12 protein-coding genes are annotated in these 13,484 nt (G+C 68.4%); 4 read left to right on the top strand and 8 right to left on the bottom strand.

Features of this window, described 5'->3' with window-relative positions:
- Positions 1–121: 121 nt before the first annotated feature.
- Together ABD231_RS28075 and ABD231_RS28080 are read left to right on the top strand one after the other, a co-directional pair.
- Positions 122–724 (top strand): DUF3000 domain-containing protein, encoded by a 603-nt coding sequence (locus ABD231_RS28075; protein ID WP_344158420.1) that lies wholly within the window; start codon positions 122–124, stop codon positions 722–724.
- A complete protein-coding gene (locus ABD231_RS28080) occupies positions 721–1,977 on the top strand; it encodes an HRDC domain-containing protein (RefSeq protein WP_344158422.1) in 1,257 nt (418 codons plus the stop codon). Before ABD231_RS28075 ends, ABD231_RS28080 begins: the two co-directional genes overlap by 4 nt.
- Here the strand turns inward: ABD231_RS28080 and ABD231_RS28085 are convergent.
- The 4 genes from ABD231_RS28085 to ABD231_RS28100 all read right to left on the bottom strand — a co-directional run bounded on the left by ABD231_RS28085 (position 1,974) and on the right by ABD231_RS28100 (position 4,382).
- The gene (locus tag ABD231_RS28085; RefSeq protein WP_344158424.1) at positions 1,974–2,507 is read right to left on the bottom strand and encodes a VOC family protein; all 534 of its coding nucleotides are present in this window, start codon (positions 2,505–2,507) and stop codon (positions 1,974–1,976) included. The genes ABD231_RS28080 and ABD231_RS28085 overlap by 4 nt on opposite strands.
- Positions 2,508–2,569: 62 nt before the next feature.
- A complete protein-coding gene (locus ABD231_RS28090; RefSeq protein WP_344158426.1) occupies positions 2,570–3,058 on the bottom strand; it encodes a glutathione peroxidase in 489 nt (162 codons plus the stop codon).
- Positions 3,055–3,723, bottom strand: coding sequence for a dienelactone hydrolase family protein (locus ABD231_RS28095; protein ID WP_344158428.1), 669 nt, complete (start codon positions 3,721–3,723; stop codon positions 3,055–3,057). The genes ABD231_RS28090 and ABD231_RS28095 overlap by 4 nt, the downstream gene beginning before the upstream one ends.
- Positions 3,720–4,382 carry a hypothetical protein gene (locus tag ABD231_RS28100; RefSeq protein ID WP_344158430.1) on the bottom strand — a complete coding sequence of 221 codons (663 nt, stop codon included), beginning with the start codon at positions 4,380–4,382 and terminating at the stop codon, positions 3,720–3,722. Before ABD231_RS28100 ends, ABD231_RS28095 begins: the two co-directional genes overlap by 4 nt.
- A 134-nt stretch (positions 4,383–4,516) precedes the next feature.
- Here ABD231_RS28100 and ABD231_RS28105 point away from each other — a divergent pair, with 134 nt between their 5' ends.
- Together ABD231_RS28105 and ABD231_RS28110 are read left to right on the top strand one after the other, a co-directional pair.
- A complete protein-coding gene (locus ABD231_RS28105) occupies positions 4,517–5,716 on the top strand; it encodes a thiolase family protein (protein ID WP_344158432.1) in 1,200 nt (399 codons plus the stop codon).
- Positions 5,713–7,821, top strand: a complete 2,109-nt coding sequence (locus tag ABD231_RS28110) for a 3-hydroxyacyl-CoA dehydrogenase NAD-binding domain-containing protein (RefSeq protein ID WP_344158434.1) — start codon at positions 5,713–5,715, stop codon at positions 7,819–7,821. Before ABD231_RS28105 ends, ABD231_RS28110 begins: the two co-directional genes overlap by 4 nt.
- Here the strand turns inward: ABD231_RS28110 and ABD231_RS28115 are convergent.
- The 4 genes from ABD231_RS28115 to ABD231_RS28130 all read right to left on the bottom strand — a co-directional run bounded on the left by ABD231_RS28115 (position 7,811) and on the right by ABD231_RS28130 (position 13,478).
- Positions 7,811–9,091 carry a gluzincin family metallopeptidase gene (locus ABD231_RS28115; RefSeq protein WP_344158436.1) on the bottom strand — a complete coding sequence of 427 codons (1,281 nt, stop codon included), beginning with the start codon at positions 9,089–9,091 and terminating at the stop codon, positions 7,811–7,813. The genes ABD231_RS28110 and ABD231_RS28115 overlap by 11 nt on opposite strands.
- A 59-nt stretch (positions 9,092–9,150) precedes the next feature.
- Complete coding sequence (locus ABD231_RS28120; protein ID WP_344158438.1) at positions 9,151–10,632, bottom strand: amino acid permease; 1,482 nt, start codon at positions 10,630–10,632, stop codon at positions 9,151–9,153.
- Positions 10,633–10,701: 69 nt separating this feature from the next.
- Positions 10,702–12,057, bottom strand: coding sequence for a hypothetical protein (locus ABD231_RS28125; RefSeq protein WP_344158440.1), 1,356 nt, complete (start codon positions 12,055–12,057; stop codon positions 10,702–10,704).
- An 83-nt stretch (positions 12,058–12,140) separates the two neighbouring features.
- Entirely contained in the window at positions 12,141–13,478 is a 1,338-nt protein-coding gene (locus ABD231_RS28130) for a gluzincin family metallopeptidase (protein WP_344158442.1), read from the bottom strand.
- Positions 13,479–13,484: the final 6 nt, after the last annotated feature.

Raw genomic sequence — 13,484 nt, forward strand, 5'->3', positions numbered from 1 at the left:
TCCCACGCACCGCACAACGGGTTTTCCGGGCCTGGCCAGTGCAGGTTTTCGCTCCGCGTACGGGCCGTTACCGGCGCGTCTAAACGCGCGTCGGTGCGTAATCAGTCGTAGGCTGCGGAGCATGGGTGCCCGCAAGCAGGTCGACGCGCCACCCGCGGAGTTTGCCGAGGCCGTGACGCAGTTGCGCGGTGCCCGGTTCCGGCCAGAAGTATTCGTCGAGGAGATGCCTGCACCGCAGCGGATCGCTCCGCATGCGGCCGCGGTCAGCGCCGATGTGACGATCGACGGTGACGATGTCGCCACCGGTCGGCTCGTCGTCCTCTACGACCCGGCCGGTAACGACGCCTGGCAGTCGACCTTCCGCTGTGTCGCGTATGTGCGCGCTGCCGTCGAACCGGAGATGGTGACGGACGCGCTGCTCGGTGGCGTGGGCTGGACCTGGCTGATGGAGGCGCTGGCGGACCGGGGTGCGGAGTACCTGGCCCCGAGCGGTACCGTCACTCGCGTGGTATCGGAGAGCTTCGGCGGGATGGCCGACGACGACGCGACGGCGGAGATCGAGATCCGTGCGTCCTGGAGCCCCGTGCCCGGACCCGGTGGACTCGTGGACGTGACCAAGCACGCCGAGGCCTGGGGCGAAGTGCTCTGTACGGCGGCCGGGCTGCCGCCGGTTCCGCCGGGGGTGGTCGCGATGCCGACCCGGCGCGGACAGCGGGGCCGATGAGCCAGGCCGACCCCCAGCCGCCAGTACCGGAAGAGCCGACAGTTGAGCTGCCGCTCCTCGAACTCCGCGACGGCCTGTCCGATGTCGTCGACACCGACCCTGCGCTGACCGAGATCATCGAGGCCTTCCGGGCCGGTACCGGTTCGGTCGCCGTCGACGCCGAGCGCGCCTCCGGCTACCGCTACTCGCACCGCGCCTACCTGGTGCAGCTGCGCCGCGAGGGCTCCGGTTCCGCGCTGGTCGACCCGATCCCGTTCGGTGACCTATCCGCACTCGGTGACGCGATCATCGACGCGGAGTGGATCATCCACGCCGCCAACCAGGACCTGGCCTGCCTCGCCGAGGTCGGCATGATCCCGCGCAAGGTGTTCGACACCGAGCTCGCCGGCCGCCTCCTCGGCTACCCGAAGGTCGGTCTCGCCTCACTCGTCAGCGAGGTCCTCGGCTACCGGATGCGCAAGGAGCACTCGGCGGCCGACTGGTCGACCCGGCCGCTGCCCGCACCCTGGCTCGTGTACGCCGCTCTGGACGTCGAGATGCTGATCGAGCTCCGCGACGCCATCGAGGCCGAGTTGCGCCGCGAAGGCAAGTGGGAGTGGGCCGAGCAGGAGTTCGCCGCGATCCTGTCCGCGCCACCGCGTGAACCGAAGCCAGATCCTTGGCGCCGGACCTCAGGCATGCACCGAGTCCGCAATCGCCGCAGCCTGGCCGTCGTACGGGCGTTGTGGGAGGCCCGCGACCAGATCGCGTCGTCAGCCGACATCTCCCCCGGCAGGATCCTCCCGGACGCCGCGATCGTCGAGGCCGCGGCTGCGATGCCCGCCGACCGCGACACCCTCCAGAAGCTCACCGCTTTCAAGGGCCGCGGCGCTCACCGCCACATGCGCACCTGGTGGGAGGCAGTCGACCACGCCCGCCACCTCCCCGACACCGAACTCCCCAAACAAGGCCCCCGGTACGACGGCCCGCCCCCCGCTCGCGCCTGGGCCGACCGCGACCCCGATGCGGCCGCCCGCCTCTCCGCCGCCCGCACCGCAGTCTCCGAGATCGCCGAGGCCCACCGCCTCCCCACGGAGAACCTCCTGTCCCCCGACACGATCCGCCGCCTGGCCTGGGCCCCACCCGCCGACGCCGACCTGACCGCGGTCTCCACCTTCCTCCGCGACCACCACGCCCGCGACTGGCAAATAGCCCTCACCGCCGAAACCCTCACCAACGCCATAGCCACCGAACCAGCCGCAAAAATCGACTAGACCTTGGGTTTGAAGATTGAGCTGGTGACGTAGGTCATCGCTTCGGTGAATTTGGGGTCGGCGAAGCGGCGGTTGATTTCGGTTTCGTCGACGAGCTCGATGCGGGACTGGAGCCAGTAGAGGTTGCCGAAGGGGTCGTGGAGGCGGGCTACCAGGTCACCCCAGAAGAGGTGGGTCGGTTCGGTGACGACGGTGGCGCCGGCGGCGACGGCGTTCTTCAGGGTCTGGTGGATGTCCGGGACGTAGAGCCGGAGGAACGCCGGGGTCGGCGGCCAGTCGGGCTTGTCGAACATCATCACGATCGAGTCGCCGATCCGCATCTCGGCGTGGCCGATCCGGCCCTGCTCGTCGACCATCCGGCCACCGAGGTCCTCGGCGTCGAAGGCCGCGGCGAGGAAGTCCATCAGGCCGGCGGTGTCGTGGCCGATGATCCACGGGGTCACCGAGTGGTACCCGTCCGGGATCGGGGTGACGGCGGCAGACGCCTCCGGGGCGGGCGTCGTGGGCTCGGAGGCCGGGGTGACGGTCATGGCGCTTCTCCTCGTGATCGGTTGGTCCGACCCTATGAGGAGAAGCGGCCAATTTTTGTCCGCTACTTCGCGAGCTGTGCTTCGATCGCTGACACGACCTCGACCGACTCCGGGGTGGTCTGCGGGCGGAACCGCGCGGCGACCGTGCCCTCGGGGCTGATCAGGAACTTCTCGAAGTTCCACTGGATGTCACCGGCCTCGCCGGCCGCGTCCGCGGTCTGCGTGAGCTCGGCGTACAGGGGGTGGCGGTCGTCGCCGTTCACCTCGAGCTTGTCCAGCATCGGGAAGGTGACGCCGTAGGTCATCGAGCAGAAGGTGTCGATCTCTTCCGCGGTCCCCGGCTCCTGGCCACCGAACTGGTTACACGGCGCACCGAGGACCGTGAAACCGCGCGACGCGTACGTCTTCTGCAGGTTCTCCAAGCCTTCGTACTGCGGGGTGAGCCCGCACTTGGACGCCACGTTCACCAGGAGGACGGCCTTGCCCTTGTAGTCACCGAGCGAAGTCGGTGCACCGGACAGCGTGGTCAGCGGGATGTCATACAGGCTCATGCGGCTCCTTGCAGTTTGCGAGAGAGGAAATCGGTCGTGCGCTTCCACGCAAGCACCGAGGCGTCGATGTCGTGGAAGGCCGGCATCGGGTTGTCGAAGGCGTGACCCGCCCCCGGGTAACGGTGGATTTCGGTACCAGGCAAACCAGCCACCACGTCATCCACCGACAAGTAGTCGTCGGCGTCACCGAAGTGGTGGAGGCTCGGCGCGGTCACATCCGGCGCGAGGTGCAGAAGATTCGGCAGCGCCGAGCCGTAGTAACTGACAAGCGCATCGGCCGGCGACACCGCGGCCACGTTGAACGCGAGCCCACCGCCGAAGCAAAAGCCGACCAGCCCGGTACGGCGATCGCGGCCGCGCAGGTAGTCCAGCGCAGCCACCGAATCCGTCACCGCCTGGTCCCAGTCGAGCCGCTGCATCGTCGCGATGGCGCGTTCGAGCAGATCGTCGGCGTCCTCGTCCAGGTCGACGTCGTCCAGGCGCCAGTAGATCTCCGGGGCGACCACGTAGTACCCGAGCGCGGCCAGGTCGACAGCGCGCTGCTCGATGTACGGCGAGATCCCGAAGATCTCCTGCAGCAGCAGGATTCCGGGCGCGGACGAGTCAGGGTCTCCCCACTCGCGGACTGGCATCAAACCTGTAGCGGTATCGATCTCCAAAGTCACACAGTGAAGGGTACGGCCTCCTGCCGAATCGACCGTGTCACGGGCACCCAGCTCTTGGTTTCCTCGATCGCCGCGGTCAGCAGATCGAACAGCCGCTCATCCGGGTTCCGCACACACGCCTGCGAAATCCCCTCGACCGCACACGACACTGCCCGTGGAGCGGTCCGGCGCGCGAAGTCCGGCGTACCGCGGTGGTTCCGTCCAGTGAAGGAACGCGCCCACTTGGTAGCGGCCGGAACCGACTCCAGCACCTCACGCGACTCCGGCTCGAGGTCGTCGAGCGGACGCCCGTCGATCAGCGCGAGCTGGCGCTCCCCCACGATCAGCGCAACGGCCAGGATGTACTGACGCTCCTGCGACACCACCGGCAGCGCGTGCTGGATGCAACGAGCAGTCACCCGCGGTACGACGTGTGGGTCGTCCGGGGTCAGCCCGATCACCGACGGGATCAGTGGCGCGAGCCGGGTCCGCCCGGCGTCCGACGTACAGTCGTTGACGTCGCGGGCCACGCCGGCCAGCAAGGGATGCGTACAGGCCGGATGGTCGGACCACGGCTCCCCGGCCAGATACGAGGCGAATTCCATGAAGCACGCGCCCTTGCGCGGATTGCGGTGCTTCCCCCGGCTCAGAACCGGGACTGAGAGATCAAAGTCGTTCATTGAACGCTCCCGATAAGTACCTGTCGTCTCAGCATGCGCCTGTGTGAGCAGCCGCACAACGCGCGGCGGTTGGGCAGTTCTGTTACCGACGGGTAGCATCGCCTTAGCTTTCCCAACCCCAGAGGAGCGCTCCCGTGCCCCGTGAGATCCGCGATGTCGTCTTCGTCGACGGCGTTCGCACCCCGTTCGGCAAGGCCAAGGGCCAGTACGCCGAAACCCGCGCCGACGACTTGGTGATCAAGTGCATCCGCGAGCTGCTGCGCCGCAACCCCGCGCTGCCGCCGGAGAAGGTCGAGGAGGTCGCGATCGCGGCCACCACCCAGATCGGTGACCAGGGCCTGACCATCGGCCGGACGGCGGCTCTGCTGGCCGGTCTGCCGAACACCACCCCGGGCTACGCGATCGACCGGATGTGCGCCGGCGCGATGACGGCTGTCACCACGCTCGCCTCGGGGATCGCCTTCGGCGCGTACGACGTGGTCGTGGCCGGCGGCGTCGAGCACATGGGCCGGCACCCGATGGGTGAGGGCGTGGACCCGAACCCGCGGATCATCTCCGAGAAGCTCGTCGACACCAGCGCGTTGGTGATGGGGTCGACCGCGGAGAACCTGCACGACCGGTACCCCTCGATCACCAAGGCGCGCACGGACGCGTTCGCCGTACTGTCCCAGGAGCGCGCCGCCAAGGCCTACGCGAACGACCTGATCCAGCCGGACCTGGTGCCGATCGCGACCCGCTCGGCCGAGCTCGGCTGGGGTCTGGCGAGCACCGACGAGCCGATGCGCCCGGGCACCACGCTGGAGGACCTGGCCAAGCTGAAGACCCCGTTCCGGCCGCACGGCCGGGTCACCGCGGGCAACTCGGCCGGTATCAACGACGGCGCCACCGCCGCGCTGATCACCTCGGCCGAGGCTGCTGAGGAGCTGGGCCTGAAGCCGAAGATGAAGCTGGTCTCCTACGGCTTCGTCGGCGTCGAGCCCGAGGTGATGGGCTTCGGTCCGGTGCCGGCGACCGAGAAGGCGCTGAAGCTGGCCGGGCTGACCATCGACGACATCCAGGCCTTCGAGGTGAACGAGGCGTTCGCCGTGCAGGTGCTGGCGTTCCTCGAGCACTACGGCATCGCCGACGACGACCCGCGGGTCAACCCGTACGGCGGCGCGATCGCCTACGGTCACCCGCTCGCCTCGTCCGGCATCCGGCTGATGACCCAGCTGGCCAAGCAGTTCGAGCTCAAGCCCGAGGTCCGCTACGGCCTGACCACGATGTGCGTCGGCCTCGGCATGGGTGGAACGGTCATCTGGGAGAACCCGAACTGGGAAGGCGCAGCCGCATGAGCTTGCAGGAACTGATCGACTCGGCTTCGGCCCTTTCGACCGACGAGGTCGTCACGCTGGCGCACTCGCGGGACGTCGTCCTGCCGAACAAGGCCGGGACTCTCGCGCTGATCACGCTGGACAACGGGCACGACCACACCAAGCCGAACACGTTCGGACCCAAGGGTCTCGGCTCGCTGAACGCGGCCATCGACGCGGCGCTGGCCCGCGAGGACATCGTCGCGATCGGTGTCACCGGCAAGCCGTTCATCCTGGCCGCCGGCGCCGACCTGACCGGCGTACCGAAGCTGACCGACCGGGAGCAGGCGCTGGCGCTCGGCAAGATCGGCCACGGCGTGATGCGCAAGCTGGTCGACGGTGGCAAGCCGTCGTTCGCCTTCGTGAACGGCGTCGCGCTCGGTGGCGGCCTCGAGGTCGCCCTGCACGCGACGTACCGGACGATCTCGGTCGCGGCCGGGATGCTGTCCACGCCCGAGGTCTTCCTCGGCCTGATCCCGGGCTGGGGCGGCAACTTCCTGCTGCCGAACCTGATCGGCGCCGACAAGGCCGTCAAGGTCGTCGTCGAGAACGCGCTGAACCAGAACAAGATGCTCAGCGGTCCGGAGGCGGTCAAGCTCGGGATCGGCGACGTGCTGCTGGACTCGGCCGATTTCCTCGAGCAGTCGCTGCTCTGGGCGTCGAAGGTGCTGAACGGCGAGATCGTCGTCGAACGCGCCGAGATCGATCGTGGCGACGCGTGGGACGCAGCCGTTGCCCGAGGCAAGGGATTTGCCGACATCAAGGTCAGCGGCGCGGCGCCCGCGCCGTACCGGGCTCTGGATCTGATCGCGGCGGCCAAGGACAACGACCGCGACCGCGGGTTCGCGGGCGAGGACGAGGCGCTGGCCGACCTGATCATGAGCGAGGAGCTGCGCAGCGGCCTCTACGCCTTCGACCTGGTCAACAAGCGGGCCAAGCGGCCGGCCGGTGCGCCGGACAAGTCGCTGGCGCGCCCGGTGAACAAGGTCGGCGTCGTCGGCGCGGGCCTGATGGCCGGCCAGCTGGCGCTGCTGTTCGTACGGCGGCTCGAGGTGCCGGTCGTGTTGACCGACCTCGACCAGGAGCGCGTCGACCGCGGTGTCGGCTACGTGCACGGTGAGATCGACAAGCTGCTCGGCAAGGGGCGGATCCGGCCGGACAAGGCGAACCAGCTGAAGGCGCTCGTCACCGGCTCCGTGGATCGCGCGGTCTTCGCCGACGCCGACTTCGTGATCGAGGCCGTCTTCGAGGAGTTGCAGCTGAAGAAGACGATCTTCGCCGACCTGGAGAAGATCGTCCGGCCGGACGCGATCCTCGCGACCAACACCTCGTCGCTGTCGATCACCGACATGGCCGCGGACCTGGAGCACCCGGAGCGCGTGGTCGGGTTCCACTTCTTCAACCCGGTCGCCGTACTGCCGCTGCTGGAGATCATCCGCGCCGCGCAGACCGACGACGCCACGCTGGCCACCGCGTTCGCGGTCGGCAAGAAGCTGAAGAAGTCGTGTGTGCTGGTCAAGGACGCCCCGGCTTTCGTGGTGAACCGGTTGCTGACGCGCTTCCTCGGTGAGGTCAGTGCGGCGGTTGATGAGGGTACGCCGATCCCCGAGGCGGACAAGGCGCTGTCGGCGCTCGGTCTGCCGATGCCGCCGTTCGTGCTGCTCCAGCTGGTCGGCCTCCCGGTCGCGCTGCACGTCGCGGAGACGATGAACCGGGCGTACCCGGACCGGTTCGCGGTCTCGGAGAACCTGGCCAAGGTCGTTGCCGCCGGCAAGCCGTCGTTCTACATCTGGCCCGAGGGCAAGCCGGTCGTCGACCCGGAGATCGAGGCGCTCGTCACCGTTGGCGACAAGCCGTCGTCCGCCGAGGACCTGCGCACGCGCGTGCTCACCGCACTCGCCGAAGAAATCAAGATCATGCTCGACGAGGGTGTCGTGGCCGAGGCGCAGGACATCGACCTGTGCCTGCTACTCGGTGCCGGCTGGCCGTTCCACCTCGGCGGCATCACGCCGTACCTGGACCGTTCCGGTATCGCCGAGAAGGTCAACGGCAGCCGATTCCTGCCGCGTGGGCTCGCTAGCCTCTGAACTTCTTGACGGCTGCGAGCAACTGGGCCGGCGTCATCCCGGAGTGTTTCTTCAGGATGGCGTCGGCCCCGTTCTCGTGACTGGCCAGGTCGGCGTACAGGGCGGCCACCTTCTTCTCCCCCAGCTTGTCGACCAGGTACTCGACCACCCACCAGCTCTGCCCGTACGAGCGACTGCCGGCCGCGCCGAACTCCGCCCGGCCAGGGAGTGCCTTCATCGAGGGCAGCGTCTTCCGGACCTGCTTGCGGTACGGGTCGACCGTCCACGCTGGGTCGTCCTCGATCACCGCGCAGCGGATGTACTCCGCGAGACCCTCGACCATCCACATCGGGCCCTGGCGGCCAAGCCGCTGCGTGGCGGCGTGCGTCATCTCGTGGACCAGCAGGTCCTCGTCGAGCTCCTTGCGGACCGACGGGTTCACCACGATCCGCGTGCCGGCCGGTGCGGCCTTCCGCATCCCGGTCGGATCCCCTTCGTACACCGGGACGGCCTTCGCCGCGATCGTCCAGCCGCGGCCGGTTCCGGAGGTCCACAGCAGGGACAGCACCTGGGCGTCGGGCATCGCCACGACCATCACCGAGCCGTCCCACGGCCGCGACCAATGCCGTCGTACGCCGGTGGCTGCCTTCTGGGACGCGATGGCGATCTTCTGACCGAGGGCGGCCTCGCGCTGGGCGACCACGACCGCGACCTTGCCGCGGCGGATGACCTTGATCGGCCCGAAGTCCCACGGCTGCCGGTGACCGTCGGGGCTGAGCACCTCGTCGATCGCGCCGTCCTCGACCAGCATCCAGCCGGTAGCGCGTCGTACGAAGGTGTAGGCGACGTCGGTCTGGACCGGCTTGGCATCCAGGCCGGCCAGTTGGTACCGCATCAGCACCCGGGACGAGAACGCCGTGGGGCCGTACTTGGCGACCAGCCGCGGGACCTCGTGCTCGTTGGCCAGCGAGTACTCGAGCTTGAGGAATCCGAGCTGGCGCAGGTTCGCGAACAGCATCCGCTGCCGCGCCACCAGCTTGGCGTCCTTGCTGTCCACCGAGGCGAGGAAGGCCTTCACATCACCCTTGCGCACTGCGGCGGCCCGCGCGCTCAGCAGCTTGTTGATCTGCTGCTTGCGCGCCGCCGTGTCGGCGCCGGGCTTCGCCTTGACCGCGACAGCCTGCCCGCCCGGTGCCGCGGCGCCTTGCTGCAGCCGTACGCCGACCACAGCCACCGCACCGGCGATCGCCAGCGTGGTGAGCCCGGCGACCAGACGCCGCGGGTGCTTCATGGGTACTCCCCCTCCGATGGTCGGCTGATCCTATCCACAGCCGACCATCGGAGAGTGAATCAGGCCTGGACCTGTTCCCCGGTCTTCTGCTCGATGCCGACGCGGCTCTTGCGGTAGCCGTAGACGGCGTAGATCGCGAAGCCGATCGCCATCCAGATCGCGAACCGCAGCCAGGTCTCCAGCGACAGGTTCAGCATCAGGTAGAGGCAGATCAGCGCCGCCACGATCGGGATCACCGGGCTCCACGGCACCCGGAAGGAACGCTTGATGTCCGGACGGCTCTTACGCAGCAGCGGCACCGCGATCGACACCAGGGTGAACGCGGCCAAGGTGCCGATGTTCACCATCTCCTCGAGCTTGCCGATCGGGGTCACGCCGGCCACGATCGCGACGACGACACCGATACCGATCGTCAACCGGTACGGCGTACCCCACTTGGCGTGCACCTTGCCGAGCTGACGCGGCATCAGGTGGTCACGGCTCATCGCGAACACCACGCGGGCCGCGCCGATCATCAGCGTCAGTACGACGGTGGTCAGACCGGCGACCGCACCTGCCGAGATCAGCGTGGCGAACCCACCTTGACCGACCGAGCGGAACGCCTCGGCGAGCGCCGCCTCACCACTGATGTCGGTGTACTTGACCATGCCGGTGATCACCAGGCAGACGGCGACGTACAGGACGGTGCAGATCGCCAGCGAACCGATGATGCCGCGCGGCAGATCGCGCTGCGGGTTCTTCGCCTCTTCGGCGGTTGTGGCGACCACGTCGAACCCGATGAACGCGAAGAACACCAGCGACGCACCGGAGACCAGACCCATCACACCGAACGTCGACGGCGTGAACCCGAACAGTGCCTGGAACAACGGCGTCGTGATCGTCACATCGCCACTCGGAGCCGGCACGCTCGGCGGGATGAACGGGGTCAGGTTCGAGCCCTTGATGTAGAACAGGCCGGCGACGATCACGAACAGCACCACGAAGAGCTTGATCGCGACCAGCACCAGGTTGACGCGCATCGACTCCTTGATACCGATCGTCGCGAGCGTGGCCAGGACGACCACGAGCAGCATCGCCAGCACGTTCACGCTGCTGTCCGGCCCGATCGACTCGGGCCAGCCCAACCCGATCTGTTCCAGGAACAAGGCGGCGTACGTCGACCAGCCCTGGGCCACGACGCTTGCCCCGAGCATCAACTCGAGCAGCAGGTCCCAGCCGATGATCCAGGCGAAGATCTCACCGAGGGAGAAGTACGAGAACGTGTACGCCGATCCCGACACCGGGACGGTCGAGGAGAACTCGGCGTAACACAGGGCGGCCAGCGCGCAGCAGACCGCGGCCAGCACGAAGGACAGGGCGATACCCGGGCCGGCGAAGGCCTTGGCGGCCCGGCCGGTGAGGGTGAAGATGCCGGCACCGATGATCACACCGATACCGAAGACTGTCAGGTCTAGAGCGGTGAGGCGTTTTTTGAGCTGGTACTCCGGCTCGTCGGTGTCCGCGATCGACTGTTCGATCGACTTCTTCCGCACAAGACTCATCTGCGCCTCCTCAGGATGGACGGAACCCTCCGAGCCTGCCTCTCTGACAGCGCGAGGTCAATTCGGCACTCAGCGTTGCGGCCGGTATGTCCGCAGTGATGTCCATAACGTGACCTCGGTGAGACCACTGCGGCTGAGCAGGATGCGGTCGCGGGACACCTGGTTGATGCCGTGGGCAGCCATGTCCTCGTACAGTTCCTCGACCGCGTCCAGACCGATCCGCTGCACCAGGTAGCGGACGGCCAGCCAGCTCACGCCGTACACGTCGGCTGAGCTCTCGTAGAAGCCGGCGTCGGTCGGCAGCGAGTGCAGTGTCGGCAGCGCGTCGTCGATGACCTCCTGCTCCCACTTGGACACCTCGCCGGGACCGCCGAGCGCCTCGATACCGCGCCAGGAGACGTACTCCGCGGCGCCCTCGGCCAGCCACAGCGGTTCGTACCCGCCAAGGTCGGCGGTCGCGACATGGGTGAGCTCGTGCGACAGCAGGATCTCGTCGACCTGGTCGCGCTGGTTCGGGTTGATCACGATGTAGGCGCCGGCCACGGTGCCGTCGGCCGTGTCCTGACCGGGCAGCGACGAGAACGTCGACCCCGCACTGGCCGCCGACTCGATGTCCTCGTCGGCGAACCGCGCGTCGCGGACCTCGGTGTCGTCGAGCGCGATGATCAGCGCCGATCCACGCCAGCGGCGCGGCCAGTAGTCCCGCACCTCGGTCAGCCCTTCGGCCGCCTCGGTCAGGATCGCGCGACCGCGCTCGTGGTCACCCTTCTCGACCACGACCAGGACGCGCGGCCCCCGCAGTACCTCGATCCGGCCGAGGTCCCAGGCCTCGCGGTGCGCGCCGGGGCCGAGGTCCTTGTCCAGGTCGTCGTCATCGGTCAGCACCCAGCGGCCGGCCCGGCTGATGAACGTGTAGCCGAGCTCGGTCGTCACCGGCGCCACGTCGACCTTGGGGATCTGGTAGCGCATCAGGATCCGGACCAGGTACGTCGCTCGTCCGCGCGCCTTGACGACCGCGGGGTCGAAGCGCTCCTCGGCCTGGCTGTACCCGAGCTCGGTGAAACCCAGCTCGACCAGGTTCGCGAACAGCACCTTCTGCCGCGCGATCAGCTTGGTGTTCGACGGATCGAGATCCTTGAGGAACAGCGTCAGGTTCCCGGTCTGCACTGCCTGGGCGCGGCGGATCAGGATCGTGTCGATCGCCACCCGGCGAGCGGTCGCGGCCGTCGACGCCTTCGACGGCGATCGCGGCGTCTCGGGCGGGGTTTCGGGCGCAGTCACCCGGGCCCGGGCGTCCTCGGACCGCTCGTTCACGGCGTAGGCCACACCGCCGGACACGAGTGCTACCGCCAGCAGCAACCCCAGCCAGCGGCCAGGGCCAGCCGATGCGCCTGGCGGTGGGGCGCTAGGGATGGTCGCACTCACGTCGGGTCGTTCCTCCGAGTACCCGTCTGTCTACAGCCCGGCCACCTTACTCGTTTCGCGGCGTTCCGCCACCAACACGCCGGTCACGAAGCGGCGGCGGTCTTCAGGGCCCGGAACAGAGCAGTCTCCGTGAGGCCGACATGCTCGGTCATGATCCGGTCCCGCTCCTCCTGGTTGGAGCCCAGCGCGGCCAGCTCCTGATACAGCGTGGCGACTTCTGTGCCACCGAAGCGGTCGAACAGGTAGTCGACCGCGAGCCAGGACAGCGGGTACGAACTGTCGGGGCGCTGGAAGAAGACCGCGTCGGCCGGCAGACTCTTCGCCTTCGCCAGGTACTTCGTCCGCACCTCCTGCCGGTACTTCGGGAGCGCCAGGTCCTGGGCACCGTCCATCGGCAGGAACTCGACGTACGTGGCCGCGCCCTCGACCAGCCAGCGCGGCGCATAGGGCCCGTACGACGCCGTGGCGACGTGGGTGAACTCGTGGGCGAGGGTGCGGGCGTCGATCCGGCCGCGGTTGCGCGGATTGATCACGACGTACGAGTCGGCGCGTTCGCCGGCTCCGCTCACCTCGCCGGGCAAGGTGCGGTAGACCCAGGTCGCCATCGCGAGTGCGTCCTCGGCGTTCTTCGGGACGGTGTAGTCGGCGCCGCGGACGATCTTGTCGTCGAGCGCGATCACCACACCGGAGCCGGTCCAACCGCCCGGCCAGCTCTTGCTGACCGCCTTCACCGCGCTGGTCGCGATCCCGGTCAGCTTGGTCGCCAGCTGCTGCTGGCCCTTCTCGACGACGACAAGGACCCGTGTAGCGCGTTTCACGAGGACCTCGCCCGTGTCCCAGGCCTCCTCGTGCGAACCCCGGGGCAAGCGCTTGTCGATGTCCTGGTCGGAGACGAGGGTCCAACGGCCGGCCGCGCGCTCGCGGAAGGTGTAACCGAGCATGGTTTTCACCGGGACGGTGTCGATCCCGCGGATCTGGTAGGTCATGGCGACCGCCACCACGTAGGTCGAAGGGCCGTACTTGCGGGTGACGGCGTCGTCGTACTGCTGGGCGAGCTGCTGATAGGCGAGCTTCGCGAAGCCGAACTGGGTCAGGTTGGTGAAGAGCGTGCGCTGCCGGGCGATCAGGGTCAGGTTGGCCTGATCGACATCGGCGAGGAAGGCGGCCTGGTCATCCTGGAGGACGGCCTGGGCGCGGCGCTTCAGGACCTTGTCGACGGCCGCGGCCCGGGCGACCAGATCGATATCCGGTGTCTTCGGGGCGGTCTTGGCCGGCTGCTCGGCCTGGGTGGTGGATTGATGCAGCGCGAGGCCGCCCGCGACCGCCGCCGCGACCAGGACGAATGACAGCAGGAAAGGCCACAGCGGCGTACGGGCTCGTCCCGCCGCCCGACGCCGCGCGGGTGCCGCATGGCGGCCCACTCAGGC

Source organism: Kribbella yunnanensis, assembly GCF_039529655.1.
Classification (GTDB): Bacteria; Actinomycetota; Actinomycetes; order Propionibacteriales; family Kribbellaceae; genus Kribbella; species Kribbella yunnanensis.